The organism is Variovorax robiniae (genome assembly GCF_037889955.1).
Lineage (GTDB): Bacteria > Pseudomonadota > Gammaproteobacteria > Burkholderiales > Burkholderiaceae_C > Variovorax > Variovorax robiniae.
Genome location: NZ_JBBKZS010000011.1, coordinates 132,756 through 155,864, shown reverse-complemented (window position 1 = coordinate 155,864; position 23,109 = coordinate 132,756). Strand labels below are relative to the sequence as shown.

The following is a 23,109-nucleotide window of genomic DNA, read 5'->3' as shown; positions in this document are numbered from 1 at the left end:
TCTCTATCCCCTTCCCCCCATGCCCCTCCAGGGCCCGGATCGCATTGCCGAGGCTTGCGCTCCATCAAACCTGAGCGACGCGCCTGAAGCAGGCCGTGCAGCGCGCGCCCATCGCCGCGCAAGTCCTTGATCCATCACGCTTTTCCGCCCTGGCGCAGGCCTGCGGCAACGCGAGTCGTCAAACCTGAGCATGACTCATATTATTCCCGCACCGCAGCCCAGGAGCGCTGCGGCGGGCGGGGCGAGATCCACGCCGTCGGGTCCCAGGAAGCGTCGTTCGCTTCTCCGCTGCTCCTTCTCGTCCAACCCAACACCGAATCAACCCATGCTTTCCACCCCCATCCGCGCGAACCGCCCCCGTCTCGCTCGCACCCGCATCTCGCAACTCGTGCAACTGTCCCTCGGCCTGACGGCCGGCAGCCTTCTCATGGCCGTTGCCGCCCCGGTCCGTGCACAAAGCACCTGCAACGACGGCGGCGAGAACTACTGCTATGTCGGTTCGGTGGGGACTCCCGGCCAGCCTCCATCCAAGCCAGGCCGCACCCAGAACGGCAACCCGGGCAATCCAGGCAACCCGTCCACGACGGTCACGACCACCCTGGGCGCGATTTCCGCCACCTATGCATCCGATGGCCTGATGGCCGGCATCCAGATCGAATCGATCGGCGGCAACGGCAGCGCCGGCAGCAACGCGAGCGACAACGACAAGGATCCCCCGCTGTGGCTGGTCGGCGGCGCTGGCGGCACCGCCGGCGCGACCGGCGACGCGAACCTGACCCTCACCCAAGGCGCCAACGTGCAGGCCCTCGGCGGTTCGATCGGCAACAACCCGGGCTTTCAGCCGCCCGCCATCTGGGTCTACTCCGGCGGCGGCTCCGGCGGTGGCGGCGGCATCGGTACGCCCCAAGGCGGGAACGGCATGTCGCAGGTCGGCGCGATAGCCGGCAACGTGACGATCACCAACCTGGCCAACCCGAATCAGGTCGACACCTTCTTCACGCAGGGCGCCGCGAAGTCTGCGGTCGCCAGTGTGGCCACGGGCATGTTCGGCGAGTCGGTCGGCGGCAACGGCGGCAGTGGCAACGACCACATCCCCGGCTACGCTGACCAGGGCGTGGACGCAGCGCCCGGCGGCAACGGTGGCAATGTCACCATCACCAGCAACACGTCCGTGGTCGGCTTTTCCGATCTCGGCCAGGGCGGCGCAGCCAGCAGCGTCCAGGGCGCAGGCATCTGGGCCATGAGCGCAGGCGGCAACGGCGGCACGGGCGGCAGCGGCACCGGCAAAGGCCCCAGCAACAGTCGCACTGGCCCCACCGACGGCGTTGGCGCGCAGGGCGGCAACGGCGCCAATGGCGGCCTCGGCGGCAACGTCCTGGTGACCGTGCAAGGCGGTAGCGTGGCGACGTTGTCCGGCGTGTCGAACACCCCGGCCATCTGGGCGCAGTCGCTTGGCGGCATCGGGGGCGCGGGTGGCGACCCGTCGGGCAACTCGGGCAGCGGCGCAGATGCCGGCACCGTGGGCGTGACGAACGCAGGTGCGCTCTCGACGGCCACGGCGCCGCATTCGCCGGGCATCCTGGCCCAGTCCTTCGGTGGCGCGGGCGCGTTCGGCGGCCGCGGCGATGGCTGGATCGGCTCGGTCGGTGGCGAAGGCGGCACGGGTGGTTCCGGCATGCAGGTCATCGTCACCAACCAGGCAGCGGGCCAGATCACCACGGCAACCAAGGACTCGGCCGGCGTGCTGGCACAGAGCATCGGCGGTGGCGGCGGCAACGGCGGCGACTCCAACGGCTGGCTGTCCATTGGCGGCAACGGCGCGGTCGGCGGCAACGGCGGGTCGGTGATCCTGAACAACATGGGGAGCATCACCACCTCGGGCAACGCCTCGGCGGGCATGACGGGCCAGAGCATCGGCGGCGGCGGCGGCAACGGCGGCAATGTGACCAAAAGCAGCGGGCTGGGCATCAACCTGGTGGTCGGCGGCAGCGGCGCGGGCGGCGGGGACGGCAACTACGTGACGGCCTTCAACAGCGGCAACATCACGACCACCGGCCAGCATTCCTCGGGCATCGAGATGCAGTCCATCGGCGGCGGCGGCGGCAAGGGCGGCGCGGCCTTCGGCGACGACACCAGCAGCGTGTTCGGCGCGCAGGAGTCCGTCGGCGGCAGCGGCGGCGCGGGCGGCGCCGCGCAATGGCTGGGCTACAACGACGGCCAGCGCAGCACCAACACCGGCACGATCCAGACCAGCGGCTCCGACAGCTTCGGCATCATTGCGCAGAGCATCGGCGGGGGCGGTGGCATCGGCGCGGCTTCGGTGGGCGAGGCCAAGGTCTACGCACCGGACAACCTGCCCGGGCTGTCGCTGACGGCCTCCATCGGCGGACAGGGTGGCGCTGGTGGCGACGGCAACACGGTGGCCATCAACAACGGCGGGCTCATCACCACCACCGGCGCGGGCTCCATCGGCATGGTGGCGCAGAGCATCGGCGGCGGCGGCGGCGCGGGCGGCGATGCCAAGGCGAGCTCCACCGCGAACGGCGGCGACGTCAACATCGCGGTCAGCGTGGCGCTCGGCGGCAAGGGTGGCGGCGCGGGCAACGGCAGCACGGTCAGCGCCGACAACGCCGGGATGATCGTCACTACCGGCGAATCGGCCGACGCCATCCTGGCGCAGAGCATCGGTGGCGGAGGCGGCAATGGCGGTGGCGGCGATGCCAAGGCCAACGCCACGGGCGCCGGCACAGGCTTCAGCGCCACCCTCGCGATTGGCGGCACTGCGGGCGGCGGCGGCAACGCGCAGCAGGGCGTGGAGTCGACCAACGCGGGCGCGATCCTCACGCTGGGTGACGGCGCCTCCGGCATCGTCGCGCAGGCCATCGGCGGCGGTGGCGGACGTGGCGGCGGTGGCGCGGGCACGGCCCAGGGGGACAGCGACGACAAGGCATTCGCGGCCAAGGTCACCATCGGCGGCGCCGGTGGCAACGGCGGCTCCACCATCAGCCTGCCGCCGCCACCGGCACCCGCGCCGGCCCCGCCGTCCACGATGGTCAGCGTCACGAATTCGGCCAACGCATCCATCGTGACCTTCGGCGCGGACGCACCGGGCATCGTCGCGCAAAGCATCGGCGGCGGCGGCGGCATGGGCGGCAAGAGCGCGACCACGATCGGCGGCAAGAAGTCGACCAACGACGGCGGCAACGGGAGCAGCAACACCGATACAGCGCTGAACAACATCAAGCAGGCCTTCCAGGGCGGCGGCGTGGGCCAGTTCATGTCCACGCAGGCCCTGGTGAACCAGGCCAATGCGTTGCTCACCCCGCCCCCTCCTCCTGGTTCATCCAGCACCGGCCTGCGCGCCATGGCGAGCACGAGCGACGACCCCGAGCAGGATGCCGACTCGCTCAACGACCTCGGCGAAAGCGAAGGCGACGCGGGCGACGGCAGCAGTTCGACCAGCATCAAGGTGAACGTGGGCGTCGGCGGCAAGGGCGGCACCGGTGGCACGGGCGGCATCGTGACCGTGAAGAACAACGGCAGCATCGGCACCGTGGGCGCCATGTCCGATGGCGTGCTGGCGCAGAGCATTGGCGGTGGCGGCGGCAAGGGCGGCGCCGCGACGCCGTCGACCTCCAAGGGCGATGCCAATGCGAACGTCAATGTCGGCGGCAGCGATGGTGTGGCCGGGGCGGCGGGTGATGTCACGGTGACCAATGGCGGCGGCGCCAGCATCATCACCACGGGCGCGCTGGCCAACGGCATCGTGGCGCAGAGCATCAGCGGCGGCGGTGGCGTGGGGGGCGTCGGCGGCGCGCGCAACGGCCCGCTCAAGGACGTCAGCATCAACATCGGCGCCGACGGTGCCAGCAGCGGCCTGAATGACAAAACGGTGTCCTCGGGCCTGGTGACAGTGAACAACGATGCGGGTGCGACCATCATCACGCAGAGCCACAACGCCAGCGCGATCATTGCGCAGAGCATCGGCGGCGGCGGCGGCATCGTGAAGAGCTTCTCCACCGACGCGCAGGACAACAACGGCGGCGGCGCCAACGCGGACCCGGTGGGCATCAAGGACACCAACCCGGCGCACAACATCACGCTGACCTTCGGCGGCTCCAAAAACAGCACGGCGAGCGATGGCTGGGCGGGCAACGTCATGGTCAACCAGAACGGCAGCGTGACCACCTCGGGGCGCAACGGCTATGGCGTGCTGGCGCAGAGCATCGGCGGTGGCGGTGGCGCGACCTTGGGCGGCAACATCGCGGCGGGCAGCAACTTCTTCGGCACCGGCAAGATGATCGGCGACGGCGGCACGACCACGGTCAACGTGGGCGGCAGCATCACCACCAGCGGACAAGGCGCGATGGCGGTGCTGGCGCAAAGCATCGGCGGTGGCGGTGGACTGGCGGGCGACACCGGTTGGACGGCGTCACAGCAGGCCTTCGACCCGTCTTGGAACCATCCGGGCGACGGCAATGGCGGCGCGGTGAACGTGAACGTCGGCACCGGTGCGAGCCTGGTGACGAATGCCGCCAGCAACACGCCCGTGATCTGGGCGCAGAGCATCGGCGGTGGCGGCGGCCGCATCACGACGCAGCAAGGCGCGTACGTGGGCTCGGCCGGCGGCACGGGCAATGGCGGCGTGGTGAGCGTCAACGTGTCCGGTTCGGTCAGCGCGAAGGGCGTGGCATCGCCGGGGATCTATGCGGAAAGCTCCGGCCATGGCGGGGCGGGCACGAGCGGCTCGCAGGTCAATGTGACGGTGAATGCCGGCGGCTCGGTCTCCGGCGGTACCGACTTCTCGCAGGGCGACGGAAGCGGCGCCGGTGTGCAGGTGGTCGATGGATCGAGTTCCACGACGACAACGGCCATGAACCAGGTCACCAACAGCGGGACCATCACGTCGGTCAACGGTGTCGGCGGCACCGCCCTCACCGGCAGCGGTGGCCAGACCTATGTGCACAACCTGGTGGGCGGTGTGATGAACGGCTCCGTCGACGTGACCCTGAACGGTGGCAACGGCAGCACGCTGAACGACGGCATCTGGAACACCGGCAGCAAAGTGGGCGCGGCGTTCACGCAGAACAACGGGGTGCTGGACATCGGCGGCAAGGGCGCGGCGGGCGCGGGCACCGAGGTGAGCGGCAATCTCGCGCAGGGCGCGTCCGGCCGCATCGTGATCGACAGCGATCATGTGGCAGGTACGTCCGATCGCTTGACCGTGGATGGCAATGCCACGTTGGCCGGCGCCATCCAGATGCGGCCTTCGCGCCTGTCGTCCAGCACCGCGCAGGTGGTGGACGTGAAGGGTCAGCTCGACGCATCGCAACTGAAGTCGGCCGACCCGATGCTGGTGCACTACCAGCTCTCAACCGCCGGCACGACGGCATCCGATGGCAGCGCGCAGCAATCCGTCTTCGTCACACCGCAGGCCCGCTTCGATGCAGCCGCAACGGGTCTGGGCAAGAACGCCGAGTCGGTCGCTGCGCACCTGCAAGCCAACTTCAATGCCGGTGCCGACAGCCTCGGCACGCCCTTGGCGCAACTGGCCAACGGCGTGCAGGATCCGACGACCTACAAGGCCGCCCTCACCAGCCTCGGCAACGAAGCCCAGCAGGCCGTGGGCACATCGCGCCTGGCCGCCAGCCACGCCTTCGTCGAGCGCATGAACTCCTGCCCGACCTTCGACCAGCCGCAAGGCACGGACATGAAGGAACGCGAATGCGCCTGGGGCCGCGTGATCGACAACCGCACCACCGACAGCGGCGCGGACCGGACCAACTACAGCGCCAGCACGCATTCGGTGCAGGTGGGCGGCCAGAAGCAGATTGCCGATGGCTGGTTCCTCGGTGGCAGCGCCGCCTTCGACAGCGAGAACCTCAGCAGTTCCACCGGCGCAGGAAGCGTGAGCGGGAACGGCGGTTCCATCGGTGCCGTCATCAAGCACGAAGTCGGCAACTGGACCTTCTCGGGCGCGGCCGATGCAGGCTACGGCCGCTACGACACGCTGCGCAACATCGCCTTCCCCGGCTATGCGGCGCAAGCCAAAGGCAGCTTCAATCTGACGGAGTTCGGCCTGCACTCGCGCATCGCCTACCTGATCCCGCAGGACAACTGGTACCTGAAGCCCTACCTGGACCTGCATGCGGTGCACATGCACACCGGCAGCTACAGCGAAACGGGCGCCGGGCCGCTGGGCCTGAACGTGAACGGCAACAGCGACACCATGCTGTCCGCCTCGCCCATGCTCGAAGTCGGGGGACGGGTCGACATGGACAACGGCATGACCTTGCGGCCCTATGTCGCAGTGGGCGCGACGGTGCAGAACAAGAACGAATGGGGTGCGACCTCGCAGTTCCAGGGTGCGGCACCGGGCGTGGCGCCTTTCGAGACGGCGGCGAGCGTGCCGTCCACGCTCGGCAACGTGCGGCTGGGCGTGAACCTGCTGGTGAAGAAAAACCTGGAGGTGAAGGTCGAGTACTCGGGCCAGTTCGGCTCGGGCTATCGGTCCAACGAGGGGATCATCCGGGTGAACTACCTGTTCTGACGGAAGGCGGCGGTCTTGCGAAGCACGCGAGGCCGCCGCGTCAACCTCACTTCAGGCGTATCGTCGAAGCCATGAAAGCACACCCTCTTCTTGCAGCGGCGCTTACCCTCTGCGCGACCCTGCCGGTATCCGCCCAGGAAGCCAGGTTCGACGGCGCTTGGAACGTCACGATGCGATGCCCCGCCCACAATGCGGACGATGACGATGCCAAGGGCTACACGCATCGCTTTCCTGCAGAGATCCGCAAGAGCCGTCTCGATGGAACCCATGGCGCGGAAGGCGAACCCGGCTGGCACCATCTTCACGGCAAGATCAATGAGGACGGCAGCGCGACCTTGCGACTGGACGGCATCGTCAACAACCCGAAATACGCGATCAACGACGCCCAGCGCGGCAAGGAATATTCCTACCGCGTCAAGGCGAGCTTCGAGCCGACGAGCGGCGTGGGGCAGCGCCTGACCGGCCGGGTTTGCGAGTTCCAGTTCGCACGGCAGTAGACCGTGACGATCACTCGTCGTTGACCGTCTCGGGCTCCGCCGGCATCAGGATCTCGAGCAGCTCGCAGTCGTCCGACCAGCCCACCACGGTGTGCCGTATGCCGGGCGGCTGCACCCAGCTGGAGCCCGCGACGAGGCGGTGGCGCCCGGCGCCGTCGAACTCCGTCTCGAACCAGCCCTTCAGGCAATAGACCATCTGGAACTGCACGTTGTGGTGGTGTCGCACGCTGAGTTCCGGACGGAAGGGCGCGATCATGCGGATCACATGGACCTGCGCCAGTCCATTCGTCGCCGCGGCCACGGCGAGATCCCGATAGGACGAATAGTCGCGCAGGCCATCGGTCTTGAAGTCTTCCTCCTTCAGATGGCTGACGACGAACTGCTGCGGAGACGCTTGCAGCCTGGCTTCCATGCGGGCCTCGCGAAGGAGTGAATGACGAACGCATCAGACACGCAAAGCGCACCGAGAGCAAGACTCGACCTGCTCGCAATGCGCGACCAGCAAGCACTTCCGTGATCGTGCCTGCCACCAGGAATTGGCCGTGAGCCGTTCCCGCAGCGCCTCGTGCACGCGCCTCGCCTCTTCGCTGGCGCAAACCAGGCGAAGCACCTCATTGACCTCATGGCCGGGCAGCAGGAAAAGAATGCGCACGGCCTGTGTCCCGCTTCTTGACGCGCCGTGTCATGTTGAACGCCCAGTGCGCGCAACAGGCAGCGCAGGCAAACTTGCGCCCTCGTGGCGGCCTCGAATCGCCCCTCACTCCACATCCGACATGCAAGACAAAGATCGCCTCCTGCGCACTTTCCTGGTCGTGGCCCAGAGCGGGTCGCTGCGCAAGGCGGCCGACATGCTCGACCTGACGCCGCCCGCCGTGAGCAAGCAGATCAGTGCGCTGGAAGCCTGGCTGGGCAGCGCGCTGTTCACGCGCGATGGCCGCGGGATGATGGTCACCCCGCTCGGCCATCGGCTCGCCGAGCGTGCGGGAAGCGGCTTCGGCCAACTCGACGCGGCGCTCGACGATGCACGCGCCTCCGCCCATGCGCCGCGCAGCGTGTCGATCGCCACCGTCAACACCTTGGCCGCCTATCTCGTACCGAAGGTGTTGGCGTCTCTGCGTGAGTCCAACCCGCTGCTGACTGCCCGCGTCGACAACGCCAGCGCACCGGACGTCGTGGAGCATGTGACGCGCGGCCAATCCGACCTGGGGCTGGTGTACGACATGGCCGTGGACACCGATGCCGTGCGGATGCGCCGCCTCTACGTCGAGGAGCTCAGCGCCTACTGTGCCGCTTCCGCCCTGCCGGCGTCGGTGCATTCACTGAGCGCGGCCGAGCTGGCAACCCACCCGTTTGTGGCGCCGCCGCGCCCCTATGCGATGCGCCGCGTCCTGGAGCGCGAACTGCCTGGTCCCTTGAACGTGGCCGCCGAAGCCAACTCGGTCAGCGTGCTGCTGGACCTGGCCGCCATCGGCATCGGCATGGCCTTGCTGCCCAGCGCCCTGCCCGACTTCATGATCGCGCCGCGCGGCCTGCGCCGACTGTCCATCAGCGGCGCGAAGCTGGGACGGCAGGTGGCCCTGATCCATCGGCCGGACGCCCGCCCCGGCAAGGCGATCGAAGCCGCGTTGCAGGCCATCGAGGCCTATGCGGCGCGGCTCGCCTGACGCACCCAGTAGGCAAAGGTGGCGTTGACGATGGCGGGTTGCAGCAGGAAGTCATGCGCCTCGCGCGCGGCATGCGGATCGACCGGCTGGATGCCGCCGGCCGCCATCGCATCGAGCACCATGCGCGCATTGCGCTCCGCGAACACGTTGAGATAGACGGCCTCCTGCAAGGTGGCGCCGGTGCACACGATGCCGTGATTCACCAGCATCGCCGAGCGCCTGTCTCCCAGCGCCTGGGAAATCAAGCGCCCCTCGTCGTCGCCGGTGGGCACGCCGGGCCAGTGCGCGAGGAAGCCGCAGTCTTCATGGAACATGGCGGCATCCATGTGCGCCACGGGCATCTCGATGCCGAGCATCGACAGTGCCGACATCGCAGGCGGATGGGTGTGGACGATGGCGCGCACCTCGGGATGGTTCCGGTAGATCCATCCATGAAAGCGGATGCCGGGATTGGGCTTGTCGTGCCCTTCGATGACCTTCCAGGACTCGTCGACCAGCAGGATGTCATCCGTCGTCATCTCCTCGAAACCCCGGCCCAGTGCAAAGGTGCGCAGGCGGCAGGAGTCGCCGTCCCGCACCGTGACCTGGCCGGCCAGACTGGCCGCGTGGCCCTGGTGCGCCAGCACATGCGCCGCCTCGACCAGCGTGCGGACGGACGTGTGATCAAGGCCATCGTTGCCACTGATCGAATCAAGAGTGAGCGTCTTTTCCATGCGCAACCGGGAGTGTTTGGAGAACTGAAATCATCCCTGATGTTGACGGCAAGCTGGCGCCGAACCCATGAAATCGTGTCAACTCTGTCTTGCCGCAGGCTCGCACCCTCGCGCTGCGGAGAACCCGATCATCCACGGGCATACAGCTCCTTCAACGAAAGCGATCCACCATGACCCGCACCGCACTCGCCGCCGCCCCCCTGCCCGTCCACGAGATGCTGGCGCTCAGCGCCTGCGAGGTGCTCGATGCCTTCGCGCGCGGCACATTGAAGTCGGAGGACTATGTGCGAGCCCTGCTGGCACGCGCCAACGAACTGCGGCATCTCAACAGCTGGATCACGCTCAACACGGACGGGGCGCTGGAGGCCGCCCGTGCGGTCGACCAGGCCCGCGCGCGCGGCGACAAGCTCGGCCCGCTCGCCGGACTGCCGATCCTCATCAAGGACAACATCGACACGCAGGGCATCGAAACGACCGGGGCCACGCCGGCCCTGCGCGGTGTCGTGCCCAAGCGCAACGCACCGGCGCTCGATCCGCTGCTGCAAGCCGGCGCCATCGTCCTGGCCAAGGCCAGCCTGCATGAACTCGCCTTCGGCAGCACCAGCAGCAACGCGGCCTTCGGCTTCATCCGGAACCCCTACGACACCACACGCATCCCCGGCGGCTCCTCGGGCGGCACGGCCGCCGGGATCGCCGCGCGCATCGCGCCGGCCGGCCTTGGCACGGACACCGGCGCGTCGGTGCGCAACCCGGCCTCCTTCTGCGGCATCGTGGGACTGCGTCCTTCGGTGGGCAATGGCGGCCAGGAGCGACGCTATCCCGGCGCAGGGGTCGTGCCCATCTCGCGCACGCGCGACACCGTCGGCCCGATGGCGCGCACGGTGGCCGACGTGGCGCTGCTCGATGCCGTCGCCACCGGCACCGAGGTGGCCGAGCCTGTGCCGCTGCAGGGCCTTCGCCTCGGCCTGCCGCGCGGCGGCTTCTGGGAGAACCTCGACGCCGAGGTGGAGGCCGTGATGAACGCGGCTGTGCAGAAGTTGCGCGATGCGGGCGTGATCTTCATCGAGGCCGACCTGGAAGGCTGGGCCGCGCTCAACGAACGGGTCTCGATGCCGGTGGCCCTCTACGAGTTCTATCACCGCGACCTGACGGCCTACCTGGACGAAGGCGGCATCCCGCTGGGCATCGAGGATGTGATCGCGCAGGTGAAGAGCCCCGATGTCCAGGGCGTCTTCGGCCTCGCACGCGACATGCCCGCTGCCGCGTACGAGGACGCCATGAAGGTCTGGAGGCCGCAGCTGATCGAGCTCTATGCACGCTACTTCGAGCAGCACGCCGTCGAAGGCATGCTGTTCCCGACCGTACCGATCCTGCCGCCTCCGATCGATCCCGAGTTCACCGGAGCGGTGTCGATCAACGGCGTTGAACAGCCGGGCGGGCCCGCGGCCCAGTTCATGGTGCTCATCCGCAATGTCGATCCGGGCAGCAACGCGGGCCTGCCGGGCCTTGCGCAACCGGCGGGCATGTCGGCCAGCGGACTGCCGGTCGGGCTCGAGATCGACGGGCCACTGGGCAGCGACCGGCGCCTGCTCGGCATCGGGCTGTCGATCGAGAAAGTGCTGGGGCTGCCGCCGGCGCCGGCCACCTGAGCGCGCAGCGGCAAGCTCGTCGCAGCGACGCCTCAAAGCTCGACCGTGCTCGCCCAGTTGTTGGGGATGAAATTGCCCTGGATGCCGGTCGGCCCGCCTTCCAGATCGACGCCGTTGCCATTCCACAATCCGATCATCGGGAAGCGCGGGCTGTCGTGCTGCCGGAAGGCGACGACGATCTCGTTCGAGGAGCTCGTCTGCGTGGCCAGGATCGACTGGTACTCCAGCGCCTTGGCTTGCCGAACGAGCGAGATCCCCTTGATGTAGACGGTCAGGGTGGTTCCCTCCTTGCCCTGCACATCGGCCATGCCGTAGCGAAACTTGGCGAGGTTGGGATCGCCGCTGCCCGCGGGATTCGCATTGATGAGTCCCGCGCCCATGTCCGAATCCTGTGCGAACTTCACCCGTGTCATGCGACGGCGGATCCGGGCCACGGTTTCGGCGAGATCGAGGTGGCCCGCGGTTCGCCATTCCTTGTGCAGCAGGTTGAGCAGGTTGAACACGACCAGGTCCTTCTGCTTCGGAAGCGGCATGAAGACCAGGGGCCACTTGGACTTGCTCCCGATCGGGTCCAGCTCCCAGCGTGCCTGCTCCTTGATGGTCGGCTTGTCCGGGTTCATCAACGACGCACTCAGGTCATGCAGCCCCAGCTTGTACTTCAGGCGCGTGATCTCCTCGCCCTGCGGGCTGGAGCCGAAGTTGGCAGGGTCCAGGCGCTCCTTCAGGCTGTCCACGCCGGTTCGATAGCTCAGCGTCTTGTAGAGGATCTTCTGCGTGGTGCCGCCCTGCTTGTCCTGGTCCTTGACCCCAAGGTGCGCCGGATTGCTTCGATTGCCGGCACCGATGACGGTATCGGTGCCGCGCTGGGAGATGCACATACGCTTGTCGCGAACCGCGGCAAGGAAGCGGTCGGCCTTCTCCCATTCCTTGTATTCGATGAACCAGTCCGACGCCAATTGCGCGATCTGCTTCGCGCGCGGCGCGCTGAAGGGTTCATTCACCACGATGTGCTGCCTGAGCAGTGCTCTGACCTGCGAGAGTCTTGACATGGGCTTGTGCCTCCGGGTGAGGGCGCAGTGCGCCGGACAATCACACCGGACACCGCATTTGGCAACGGGCGTGTGATGGCGAAGCGAGCGCTCTCAGTATTGCATCGGTGCAGCGTGTTGCGAAGGGCCTTGCACCTTGGGGCAGCGCGGGCTCACGACACCTTTCCGAGGGCTGGACAAGGTGCCGGAGCCGTCGCGCTTGGAGGTGGTACTGGCCTCAAAGACCCACGCTCAGCAAGCGCCCCGACAGCGGCGCACTCGCCAGCGAATCGATCGGCACGCTGTGCCGCGACGTGGTGATCGCCATGCGCTCGCCGCCCGCCTCGCCCCCGGGCGTGATCGCCAGGTCGGTGGCGCAGGGCACCGGCAGGCCGACGACGCGATCGAGCTGCCCGTCCTGGGTGAAGCGCACCACGGACCATCCATCGCACAGCGCCGTCCAGATGCCGCCCTGCGCATCGAAGGCGAGGCCGCTGAGCCGGCCCGATCCCTTGGGCACCGTGGCCAGGCGCCGCACCGATGCCTGCCCGGGTTGCAGCAACAGGATGGCGCCGGAGCCGGGTGCGGTCGCATAGAGCTGCCGCTCGGCCGCGTGCCAGCCCAGGCATTGCACGGGCTCGCCCATGCGCCATCGAACATCGAGCGTGCCGTCGCCGCGCACGAGGCCGATCGCGGCGCCCGACTCCGGCAGCGTGATCGCGGCCCACACCTCGTCGTCCGCGCCGCTGCAGACTGCGAGCGCCTGGGCGGAAAGCCACTTCTCGACGGGCGTGGCCGTACCTTCGGCATTGATGCGCACCGCCGCGCGCTCGTGCACAGCAATGACGTCGTCGCCATCGCGCAGCAGTCCCACCAGCGGCGACTCCAGCGTGGCGACCTCGCGGTCCTGGCCGTTCTCGTACAGGCGCACCGAGGGCGCGAGCGCGTCGGCCCACCAGAGTCGCGCGCCGTCCGCCGACCAGAGCGGATACGCCCCATGGAAGGCCCATTGCCCCGGAAGGGCCGTGACGGCCGCTTCGGTACTCACGGCCACATCACTGCCCACGGGAGACAACTGGGCGCCGACGCGGCGTGCGGCCTCGGCCACTTCAGGGCCCAGCAGTTCCAGCCGCGCGCGGGTCAGCCGATACGCCGGGCCCGCCACGCTGATCGCCCCCCTCACCTGCCCCGCCGCGTCGATCACCGGCGCGCCGACGCAGCGCACACCCAGCACGATCTCCTCGTCGTCGATGGCATAGCCGCGCGAGCGCGTGATGCGCAGTTCGGCCTGAAGCCTGCGGCGGTCCGTGATCGTCAGCGGCGTCAGCGGCTTGAGCACGGCATCGCGCACGATCGCATCGCGGGCCTCGTCGGACATGGCCGATAGGATCGCCTTGCCCTGACTGGTGCAGTGCACGGGCTTGCGCTCGCCGAGCGCAGCAGCCGAGCGCTGGCTGTGCGCACCGTCGCAGCGTTCGAGCGAGATCACCTCGCGGCCATCCAGCGTGGCGAGGTAGCAGGTCTCGCCGGTCAGGTCGCGCAGGGCCCGCAGTTCGAAGGCGGCGGCCGCGACCAGGTCGGGCATCGCATAGGCCTGCCGCGCCATCTCGAAGCAACGGAAGCCCAGGCAGTAGACCTTGCGCAGCGGATCGCGCCGCACCAGGCCGCGTGCCGTCAAGGTCGCGAGCAGGCGATAGACCGTGGTGCGCGGCAAGGACAACTGCTCCGCCAACTCGGTCTGTCCGAGTCCCTGCGGCGCGGCGCCGATGGCGTCCAGCACGTCGAGCGCTTTTTCAAGGGCACCCGTGCCCTCACCGGAAGAAGTGGCCATGTCGTTCGGTTTGTCTCAAATGGTGGTACGCGGGGGCAGGTTGCATGTCGCCGCCCGATGGCAATCGATTTTCTTTGCGCGCCAGTCTCCCTACGATCGGATCACTCGCTGCAATCTGTCTTCCGACCCATTGTGTTCCCACCATTTGAGACAAACACCATGACCACCACGCCGCCTCCCCTCTCCGCGATCCCCCAGCGCGCGCCAGCGCCCTACGTGTCCGATGCCGTGCTCGACCGCCTGGCCAAGGCCACCAGCGGATCGCTGACCACCCAGCTCTACATCAAGGGCTTCCGCCAGCCCGTGCTGCATGGCCTCACGCCGCTCAACAAGAAGATCAAGCCCTTCGCCGGCCGCGCCTATACCATGCGCTTCATCCCGGCGCGCGAGGATGTCGATGTCTACGGCAACCTCACCACTTCGCCCAGCGCCGACAACCTCCAGTGGGTCGGCGTCGAGCAGATCGAGCCCGGCCACGTGCTGGTGATCGACAGCAACAAGGACGGCCGCGCCGCCTCGATGGGCAACATGCTCATCACTCGCATGATGATGCGCGGCGCCCGCGGCGTGATCACCGACGGCACTTTCCGCGACGGCACGGAGCTGAGCCAGATGGACTTCCCGATCTGGTGCACCGGCGTGACCGCCACCACGCGATTGAGCTACCACCACGTCGCCGACCTGCAAGTGCCGATCGGCTGCGCCGGTGTGGCGGTGTATCCGGGCGACGTGATCCATGGTGACGGCGACAACATCACCGTGATCCCTGCCCACCTGGCCGAGGAGATGGCCGACCTCTGCGAGAAGCGCGACGACATCGAGGCCTACCTGGCCCTGCGCGTGCAGGCCGGCGAGGCGCTGTGGGGCTTGTACCCGCCGAGCGATGCCACGCGTGCACAGCACAAGCAATGGGTGGCCGACGGCCGCCCGCCGATCGCCCCGGCCAAGCCCGCTGGCAGCCGCTGAACGACGGAGACAAACGACATGGCCAAGTTCACCCCCGAAGACCACGCCGCGCTCATCCGCCGCTACTTCGACGCCTGCAACGCCGCCGACTACGACGCGCTGGTCGACTGCTTCACCCCGGATGCCGTGCACTACTTCCCCGCCGGCCTGCCCGAGATCCCCTGGCGCACGGCCGACACCATCGCGAAGAAGTGGCAATGGTGCGTCGAGACGCTGGGCTCGCAATGGACCATCGACAAGCTCATCGTGAGCCACAACACGCCCGAGGCGATGATCGAGTGGACCCACTGGAAGAACAAGAGCGGCACGGCCCTGCGCGGCGCCGAGTGGTACGACTTCGACACCGAGACCGGCAAGATCAAGGAGATCCGCGCCTACTACGCCGCACCGGCGGACAAGGAAGTGAAGATCAACGAGTTGGTGGCCTTCGACTACGTCGGTCGGGGCTATCCGCTCAAGAGCAAGTAGGGCGATCGATGCTGCAATCTGTTGAAGCGCGCACCGGCGTCGCTGTGGGCGGGCGCTGGGCCGAGTCCACTGCTTTCGAGATCGATGCGGCCGTCCAGGCTGCCGCTGATGCGAGCGATGTCTTCGCGGCCAGTACTGCAAGTGCGCGCGCTGCGCTGTTGCGTGCGCTGGCCGATGCACTGGAGGCGGATCGCGAAGCGCTTGTCGCTATCGCCGACCGAGAAAGCGCCCTTGGGCTTCCACGCCTGAACGGCGAACTCGATCGCACGAGTTTTCAGTTGCGTGGCTTTGCCGAAGTGCTGGAGCGCGGCACGGCGCATGCGGTGATCGACGATCCCGCCGTCGATGGCGCGCCGCCCATGGGCCGCCCTCGCCTCACACGTGTTCGCGTGCCCGTGGGACCGGTCGCCATGTTCTCGGCCAGCAACTTCCCGTTCGCCTTCTCTGTGCTTGGCGGCGATACCGCGTCGGCGCTTGCGGCTGGCTGTCCTGTGGTGGTCAAGGGCCATCCCGCGCATCCAGAACTGTCACGCCGCACGGCGTCGATTGCGCAAGAGGTGGTCCGCGCGCAGGACCTGCCGGCGGGTGTGTTCCAGTTCGTTCAAGGCGGCTCGATCGAGGTCGGCGTGACGCTCGTACAGTCGCCGGCCATCGCGGCTGTGGCGTTCACAGGTTCGTTCAAGGGTGGCACCGCGCTTGCGAAAGTGGCCGCTGAACGCCCTCGCCCGATTCCGTTCTACGGAGAACTCGGGTCGGTCAATCCGCTCGTCGTGCTGCCCGCCGCCCTTGAAGGCAATGGCGCAGAACTAGCCGTTGCTCTGGCCGGTTCCATCTGCCTCGGCGCAGGCCAGTTCTGCACGAGTCCCGGCGTGATCTTGGTGCCCAACGATGCCGCTGGCGACAGCTTCGTCAAGGCGCTGGCGGACGCACTGCGACCGATGCAACCGCACGCCATGCTGTCGGCCGCCATCCGCGCGACCTTCGAACGAGGCGTTGCGCAATGGCGCAGTGCGCCACAGCTCAAGCCATTGGTTGGCGACACAGCCGATGCAACGTCGCCCGCGCCGCAACCTTTCCTGGCCGAGGTGTCGGCGGCCGACTTCATCGCCAGCCATGCCTTGCACGAGGAAGCCTTCGGGTGTGCAGCACTGGTCGTGCGCGTGGCGTCGACCAAAGAAATCATCGAGGTGCTGAAAGCCATCGGCGGCTCGTTGACTGTGACGCTGTGGGGCGCAGAAGCAGAGACCGACGAGACACGCCGATTGGTACGCGCTGCAACGCAGGTCGCCGGGCGCGTGCTGTTCAAAGGCGTGCCCACCGGCGTGGCCGTGACCGCCGCACAGCACCACGGCGGCCCCTTCCCCGCGTCGACGCAGCCCTTCACGACCTCGGTCGGCTATGCCGCACTCGATCGCTTCCTGCGACCCGTGGCCTTGCAGGATGCGCCCTCATGGCTCATCGAACGAAAGGGCGTGCCATGCTGATGCGCCACATCGTCCTGTTCCGCCGCAAAGGCGAAGTCGCCAAGGATGCGGCCCTGGAGAAGGCGCTGACGCAGCGCATGGCATTGCTGGGCGCGCAAATCCCGGCGATCCAGGGCTGGAAGTTCGCCGCCAACGAACTCAGCCGCCCGATCTGCTGGGACTACGTGCTCGAAGCCGAAGTTGCCGATGCCAAGGCGCTGGACGCGTACCTGTTCCATCCCTTGCACCAGGCGCTGGTGGCGGACCTCAAGCCGTATTTCGAGTGGGCGGCGGTGGACTACACCACCTGACGCACGCATGTCCTCAAGCAACGTCGCCACCCGATTCCCGCGCGCCGAACTGGAGCGCAAGGTCACCCTGCTCTTCCAGGCCTGCGGGCTGTCCGAGGACAAGGCCGGCAGCGTCGCCCATGCGCTGGTACTCGCCGACATGATGGGTCACGTGACACATGGACTGGCCCTGGCACCAGGCTATGCCGCCGCGCTCGATTCGGGCGACATGGCCCGGGAAGGCGAGCCGGAAGTCGTCTCGGACCGCGGTGCGTGTGTCGCCTGGAAAGGCCATCGCCTGCCGGGCGCCTGGTTGGTGGGACGTGCCATCGACCTCGCGCTCGAACGCATCGCGCAGCATGGCGTCGTCACCGTCACCATCGCGGGAAGCCACCACACAGGCGCACTGTCCACCTACCTCCCACGCCTGACGCAGCGCGGCCTGATGCCGATCCTGAGTTGCTCCGGACCCGCCGCAACGGGCGTTGCGCCCTTCGGCGGCACGCGCGCCCTGTTCACGCCCAATCCGATCGCCGCTGGCATACCCACGTCCGGCGACCCGGTGCTGCTGGACATCAGCGCCTCCATCACCACCAACAACCGGGCCAAGCAGCTCGCTGCCGCGGGCGAGCGCTTTCCCGCGCCCTGGGTCATGGACGCACAGGGCTACGCGACCGACGATCCGCGTGTCGCAGTCTCGGGCGGTGGCAGCCTGCTGCCCATCGGCGGCCTGGACCACGGCCACAAAGGCTACGGCCTCGCACTGCTGGTCGAGGCGTTGACGCAGGGGCTGTCGGGACTGGGGCGCCACACACGTCCGAGCGGCACGCTGATGAACGTGTTCCTCCAGGTGATCGATCCGGATGCCTTTGGCGGTCGTGCGTCTTTCGAAGCGGAGAGCACTTGGCTGACCGTGGCCTGCCGCTCCAATCCGCCGCGACCGGGGGTGAGCCAGGTCCGCGTACCAGGAGAACATGCGATGGCACAGCAGCGCGCCGCGGAAGAACTGGGCGTCCCGCTCTCACCGGCCATCGTCGATGCGCTCGCTGCGTGTATGGTGGGACGCGGCCTCCAGCTTGCTTGAATGCGGGGTCTTCCCGAAGGCCGGCGATCGATACGGCCTATGCCGGAAGCGGCGCCACCAACTCGCTGTCACGCAGCGCACCCGCAATCGTCTTGACCAGGGGCCGATAGCGGTGCGCCGGGCCGGTATGCGCGATCACCAACATGCCCGGCGGAATCTCGCTCGACGTATCGAGCGGCACCAACTGCCCGGCCGCCACCTCCTGCCGCACCATCGCCGTCGGCAGCACGGCCACGCCCTGCCCCGCGGTGATAAGCCGCACCATCAGCGCCAGCGAATTGCATGAGCTCAGGTGCTCCGGCTCGACATTGCCGCTGGAGAACCAGCCGGCGACGGCGCGGTAGATGGTCGAGGGGTTGGGCATCGTCAGCACCGGCACGCGCCGCAGGTCGGCCGGCTTCAGGCGCTTGCGCGGCAGCCGCAACTGCGGCGAGCCGAACCATGCCAGCTCGATGCCGCCCACCGGCGCGACGGTCACCGCATCGTTCACGCGCGGGTCGGTCAGCACCGCCAGGTCCAGCTCGTTGGCATTGAGCTTGCGGTTGAGCGCAGAGCCCACGTCCAGCGTCAGCTCCACCTTCAGCTCCGGGTAGCGCGCCACCAGTTGCGGCAGCAGGCGCGGCAGCGTCATCAGCGCCACCGATTCGACCGCCCCCAGGCGCAGCAGGCCCCGCAGGTTGCGGCCGCCCGTGCTGTAGGTCGCGATGTCGTCGCTGAGCTTGAGCATGCGGTCCACCGTGTCGACCATACCGCTGCCGCGCGCGGTGAGTTCGGCGCGCTGCTTGACGCGGTTGAACAACGGCGCACCCAGGTTGGCCTCCAGCTCGGCGATGCGTGCCGACACGGTCGGCTGCGTCAGGTGCAACTGGCGTGCCGCTGCATGAAAGCTGCCGAGGCGTGCAATCCAGTAGAAGGCTTCGAGCTGGGCAAGGGTGGCGCGCATGATCGAGAAACTCTATCACCGGCGACGGGATTTCCGATTACCGCCGCGACGCCTGCCGACCCTAAAGTCGGCCGCATCGATGGCAAGCAAGGCAGGCATGCAACAAATCGGATTCGACGTTGGCGGCACCTTCACGGACCTGGTGGTCTGCGATGCGGACGACAACATTCGCACGCTCAAGGTGCTGTCCACGCCGGAAGACTACAGCCGCGGCATCCTCGAAGGCATCGACCGGCTGGTGGCGCATTCGGTGCTCGAACCGGCGAGCGTGGACCGCATGGTGCATGCCTTCACCGTGGCCACCAACGCCCTGCTCACCCGCACCGGCGCGCGCGTCGGGCTGATCACCACGCGGGGCTTTCGGGACGTGCTGGAGATCGGGCGCCTGCGCATGCCGCAGCTCTACAACATGGACTGGGACAAGCCGCCGCCGCTGGTGCGCCGTGCGCTGCGCCTGGAGGTCAGCGAGCGCCTCTCGGCCACCGGCGAGGTGGTGACGCCGCTGGACGAGGACGACGTGCGCCGTGCCGTCGACACGCTGGTCGAGGCCGGCGCGGACTCCATCGCCGTGTGCCTGCTGCATGCCTATGTCGATCCGCGCCACGAGCGCCGCGTGGTCGAGATCGCCCGGGCCCGCGCGCCTGGCGTGGCCATCTCGGCCTCGCACCAGGTGCTGCCCGAGATCCGCGAGTTCGAGCGCACCAGCACCACCGTGGTCAACGCCTTCGTCAAGCCCGTAGTCGACGCCTACCTGGCGCGCCTGGAACAAGGCCTGCGCGAAGCGCGGGTGGACGCGCCGCTGATGATCATGCAGTCGGCCGGCGGCGTGATGAAGTCGCAGACCGCGCGCCAGTTGCCGTCCTACTGCATCGAGTCCGGTCCTGCCGCAGGTGCCGTGGGCGCGGCCGCACTGGGGCGCCTGCTGGGCATCGCCAACATCATCGCCTTCGACATGGGCGGCACCACGGCCAAGGCCTGCCTGATCGAGAACGGCGAGCCGCGGCTGACGGCCGAGCTGGAAGTCGGCGCCGCGCTCAATGCGGGGCAGCGGCTGCTCAGCGGCGGCGGCTATGTGGTGCGCGCACCGGCCATCGACCTGGCGGAGATCGGCGCGGGCGGCGGGAGCCTTGCCTGGATCGACGCGGGCGGTGCGCTGCGCGTGGGGCCGCGCAGCGCGGGCTCGGTGCCCGGCCCCGTTTGCTATGGCCTCGGTGGCGAAACGCCGACGGTGACCGATTCCAACGTGGTGATCGGATTTCTTCATCGCTCGCACCTGCTTGACGGTGCCATGCCCATCGACTGCGCCGCGGCCGAGGCGGCCGTCGCGCGCAAGCTCGGAGAACCATTGGGCCTGCCCGCGCACGAGGCCGCCTGGGGCGTGCACAGCGTGGCCGATGCCACCATGGTCCGCGCGGTGCAGGCCGTGACCAGCGAGATCGGCCGCTCGCCGCGCGACTTCACCATGATCGCCTTCGGTGGCAGCGGACCGGTGCATGCCGCCACGCTGGCCCTGGCGGCGGGCATTGCCCACATCGTGGTGCCGCCGGCCTCGGGCGTGTTCAGCGCCTTCGGGCTGCTGTTCACGCGCATCGAGCATCGCCTGGTGCGCACCTGCGGCATGGACGCGGCGCTGCCCGACCTGCCGCGCCTGCAAGCCCTCATGGGCGAGCTGCGCGACGAGGCCAACGAACTGATGCGCGCCGAAGGCGTGCAGCTCGACGCCAGCGAAATGACGCTCCAGCTGGAACTGCGCTATCGCGGGCAGAGCTCCGAGATCGCGGTGGACCTCGCGCCGCCCCTGTCGCGCGCCGCCATCGACGCCGCGGTCGAAGCCTTCCATCGCGAGCACGAGCGCACTTACGGCTACTTCAGCCCGGAAGAACCGGTGCAGCTTGTCAACCTGCGCCTGCGCGTACGTGCGCGTGCCGGCCGCACGGCACAGGTGCGCGCCTCCAGCGTGCGGTCGGCAATCGATGCCACGCACACCTCGCATGCCGAAACACGCCGCGTCTACTTCGGTAAGCGCTGGGGATGGCAGGAAACCCCCGTGGTGCGACGCGAGCAACTGTTGCCAGGTGCCGGCCCGCTGGTCATCGAGGAATATGACACGACCACCGTGGTGCCACCCGGCGCCGCAGTCCACCTGGATGACACCGGCTGCATCCGCATCGACCTGAGCGCCATCGTCTGAGCACCGCATGACCACCCCCATTCAACGCGACCCGATCCGGCTGGAACTGCTGAAGAACGCCTTCGCCGCCATCGCCGACGAAATGGCGGCCACCGTGGTGCGCACCGCCCGCTCCTATGTCATCAAGGAGGCGATGGACTTCTCCACCGGCCTGATCGACGCCCAAGGCAACCTGATCGCGCAGGGCCTGTGCCTGCCGATGCACATGGGCTCCTTCCCACCCACCATCGAGACGGTGCTGTCGCGCTTTGCAGGTGACATGCACGAGGGTGACGTCTACATCACCAACGACCCCTACACCGGGGGCGGCACGCACCTGCCCGACATCTACGTCTTCAAGCCCATCCACTTCGATGGAGAGCTGCTGGGCTTCGCGGCGGCCATCGGCCACCAGACCGATATCGGCGGGCGCGTGGCCGGCGGCAATGCCTGCGACAACACCGAGATCTTCCAGGAGGGCCTGCGCATTCCGCCGGTGCGGCTGTTCAGCCGCGGCGAAGTGAGCGAGGACATGATGGCCGTCTTGCGCCTGAACGTGCGCCTGCCCGAGAAGGTGCATGGCGACGTGATGGCCACCGTGTCGGCCTGCACCCGTGGCGAGCGGGCCATGCAGCAACTGGCGCAGCGCTACGGCCTTGCCGTACTGCGCGAGGAGATGGCCCACCTGCTCGACTACACCGAGCGCATGACGCGCTCCGAACTGCGCGCCCTCGCCGACGGCGAATGGACTTTCGACGATTACCTGGACGACGACGGCTTCAGCGAAGACCCCATCCGCATCCGCTGCCGCATCGTCAAGCGCGGCGATGGGCTGACGGCCGACTTCAGCGGCAGCTCGCCACAGGTCAAAGGCTCGATCAACCTGCCCTTCTCGATGACGCAGTCCTGCACCTGGGCCTGCGTGCGCTGCATCATGGACCCCAGCCTGCCGACCAATAGCGGCTTCATGCGCGCGATCCGCGTGCTGGCCGAGCCCGGCTCGGTCGTGTACCCGGTGACGCCAGCGCCGGTGGCGGCGCGCGGGCTCACTGCCATGCGGGCCACCGAGGCGATCTGGGGCGCGCTCGCCCTCATGCTGCCCAGCAAGGTCTTTGCCTGCGGCGCGCAGGGCGACTTCGGCGTGACCATCGCCGGCTATGACGCGCGCAGCGAACCCTTCGTGCTGCTCGAATTCCTCTTCGGCACCTGGGGCGGCCGGCCGAACAAGGACACCAACGACGGCCTGTCCTCCCTGGCAGTGAACTACTCGAACTCGCCGGTGGAAGTGCTGGAAGGCGAACAACCCTTGCGCATCGAGTCCTATGGCTTTCGTGCCGATTCGGGTGGGCCGGGCAAGCATCGCGGCGGTGTCGGCATGGTGCGCAGCTACCGGCTCACCGGCGTGCCCGAGGCGGTGCTGCAAGTGCGCAGCGACCGGCAGAAGTTCCAGCCCTATGGCCTGCAAGGCGGGCACGATGGCGCGCTGGCCGCGAACTACCTCAACGATGGCACAGGCCCGCGCCGGCAACTGCCCGGCAAGTTCATGCGCACCTTCCTGCGCGGGGAACTCTACGAGGCCGTGCTGGCCGGCGGCGGCGGCTGGGGCGATCCGCTGGAGCGCGAGCCTGCCGCGGTGCTGGAAGACGTGATCGACGGCAAGGTCACGTTGGAGGCCGCCCAGCGCGACTACGGCGTGTGCCTCGATGCCGGCGGCAAGCACGTCGACGACGACGCCACCGAAACCCGCCGTGCCGAAATGCGCGAGGCGCGCAGCGCCATCGTCGGATGATGTG

Annotated in this window: 16 protein-coding genes; 11 read left to right on the top strand and 5 right to left on the bottom strand. The window is 68.3% G+C overall.

The window, feature by feature from the left end; genetic code table 11:
* The first annotated feature begins 325 nt into the window (after positions 1-325).
* Positions 326-6,550, top strand: coding sequence for a hypothetical protein (locus WKW79_RS23575; protein WP_340337638.1), 6,225 nt, complete (start codon positions 326-328; stop codon positions 6,548-6,550).
* Positions 6,551-6,720: 170 nt separating this feature from the next.
* Positions 6,721-7,047 carry a hypothetical protein gene (locus WKW79_RS23570; protein WP_340337637.1) on the top strand — a complete coding sequence of 109 codons (327 nt, stop codon included), beginning with the start codon at positions 6,721-6,723 and terminating at the stop codon, positions 7,045-7,047.
* Positions 7,048-7,057: 10 nt separating this feature from the next.
* On the opposite strand, the gene WKW79_RS23565 is transcribed toward WKW79_RS23570, so the two are convergent.
* Positions 7,058-7,459: a cupin domain-containing protein gene (locus WKW79_RS23565; RefSeq protein WP_340337636.1), complete on the bottom strand. Its 402-nt coding sequence runs from the start codon at positions 7,457-7,459 to the stop codon at positions 7,058-7,060.
* Between the two features lie 361 nt (positions 7,460-7,820).
* Here WKW79_RS23565 and WKW79_RS23560 point away from each other — a divergent pair, with 361 nt between their 5' ends.
* Positions 7,821-8,711 carry a LysR family transcriptional regulator gene (locus WKW79_RS23560; protein WP_340337635.1) on the top strand — a complete coding sequence of 297 codons (891 nt, stop codon included), beginning with the start codon at positions 7,821-7,823 and terminating at the stop codon, positions 8,709-8,711.
* Here WKW79_RS23560 and WKW79_RS23555 read toward each other — a convergent pair.
* A complete protein-coding gene (locus WKW79_RS23555) occupies positions 8,690-9,424 on the bottom strand; it encodes an aldolase (RefSeq protein ID WP_340337634.1) in 735 nt (244 codons plus the stop codon). The genes WKW79_RS23560 and WKW79_RS23555 overlap by 22 nt on opposite strands.
* A gap of 170 nt (positions 9,425-9,594) precedes the next feature.
* On the opposite strand from WKW79_RS23555, the gene iaaH reads away from it, so the two are divergent.
* Entirely contained in the window at positions 9,595-11,073 is a 1,479-nt protein-coding gene (gene iaaH / locus WKW79_RS23550; protein ID WP_340337633.1) for an indoleacetamide hydrolase, read from the top strand.
* Between the two features lie 32 nt (positions 11,074-11,105).
* Here iaaH and WKW79_RS23545 read toward each other — a convergent pair whose 3' ends face one another.
* Positions 11,106-12,122, bottom strand: coding sequence for a hypothetical protein (locus tag WKW79_RS23545; protein ID WP_340337632.1), 1,017 nt, complete (start codon positions 12,120-12,122; stop codon positions 11,106-11,108).
* 217 nt (positions 12,123-12,339) lie between these two features.
* Entirely contained in the window at positions 12,340-13,932 is a 1,593-nt protein-coding gene (locus tag WKW79_RS23540; RefSeq protein WP_340337631.1) for an IclR family transcriptional regulator domain-containing protein, read from the bottom strand.
* Positions 13,933-14,091: 159 nt separating this feature from the next.
* Between WKW79_RS23540 and WKW79_RS23535 the strand changes: the two genes are divergently transcribed.
* Genes WKW79_RS23535 through WKW79_RS23515 form a run of 5 tightly spaced genes read left to right on the top strand, consistent with a single transcriptional unit; the run spans position 14,092 to position 18,203 of the window.
* Positions 14,092-14,898: an RraA family protein gene (locus WKW79_RS23535; protein ID WP_340337630.1), complete on the top strand. Its 807-nt coding sequence runs from the start codon at positions 14,092-14,094 to the stop codon at positions 14,896-14,898.
* A gap of 18 nt (positions 14,899-14,916) precedes the next feature.
* On the top strand, positions 14,917-15,366 hold the full coding sequence (locus tag WKW79_RS23530; RefSeq protein WP_340337629.1) for a nuclear transport factor 2 family protein: 450 nt from the start codon (positions 14,917-14,919) through the stop codon (positions 15,364-15,366).
* Positions 15,367-15,374: 8 nt separating this feature from the next.
* Positions 15,375-16,850: an aldehyde dehydrogenase (NADP(+)) gene (locus WKW79_RS23525; RefSeq protein ID WP_340337628.1), complete on the top strand. Its 1,476-nt coding sequence runs from the start codon at positions 15,375-15,377 to the stop codon at positions 16,848-16,850.
* Positions 16,844-17,140, top strand: a complete 297-nt coding sequence (locus WKW79_RS23520) for a Dabb family protein (RefSeq protein ID WP_340337627.1) — start codon at positions 16,844-16,846, stop codon at positions 17,138-17,140. The genes WKW79_RS23525 and WKW79_RS23520 overlap by 7 nt, the downstream gene beginning before the upstream one ends.
* A 7-nt stretch (positions 17,141-17,147) precedes the next feature.
* Positions 17,148-18,203, top strand: coding sequence for an Ldh family oxidoreductase (locus WKW79_RS23515; protein WP_340337626.1), 1,056 nt, complete (start codon positions 17,148-17,150; stop codon positions 18,201-18,203).
* A gap of 37 nt (positions 18,204-18,240) precedes the next feature.
* On the opposite strand, the gene WKW79_RS23510 is transcribed toward WKW79_RS23515, so the two are convergent.
* The gene (locus tag WKW79_RS23510; RefSeq protein WP_340337625.1) at positions 18,241-19,146 is read right to left on the bottom strand and encodes a LysR family transcriptional regulator; all 906 of its coding nucleotides are present in this window, start codon (positions 19,144-19,146) and stop codon (positions 18,241-18,243) included.
* Between the two features lie 97 nt (positions 19,147-19,243).
* Here WKW79_RS23510 and WKW79_RS23505 point away from each other — a divergent pair, with 97 nt between their 5' ends.
* Both WKW79_RS23505 and WKW79_RS23500 read left to right on the top strand, forming a co-directional pair.
* Positions 19,244-21,337 (top strand): hydantoinase/oxoprolinase family protein, encoded by a 2,094-nt coding sequence (locus tag WKW79_RS23505; protein ID WP_340337624.1) that lies wholly within the window; start codon positions 19,244-19,246, stop codon positions 21,335-21,337.
* Between the two features lie 7 nt (positions 21,338-21,344).
* The gene (locus WKW79_RS23500) at positions 21,345-23,105 is read left to right on the top strand and encodes a hydantoinase B/oxoprolinase family protein (protein WP_340337623.1); all 1,761 of its coding nucleotides are present in this window, start codon (positions 21,345-21,347) and stop codon (positions 23,103-23,105) included.
* The last annotated feature ends 4 nt before the right edge of the window (positions 23,106-23,109 follow it).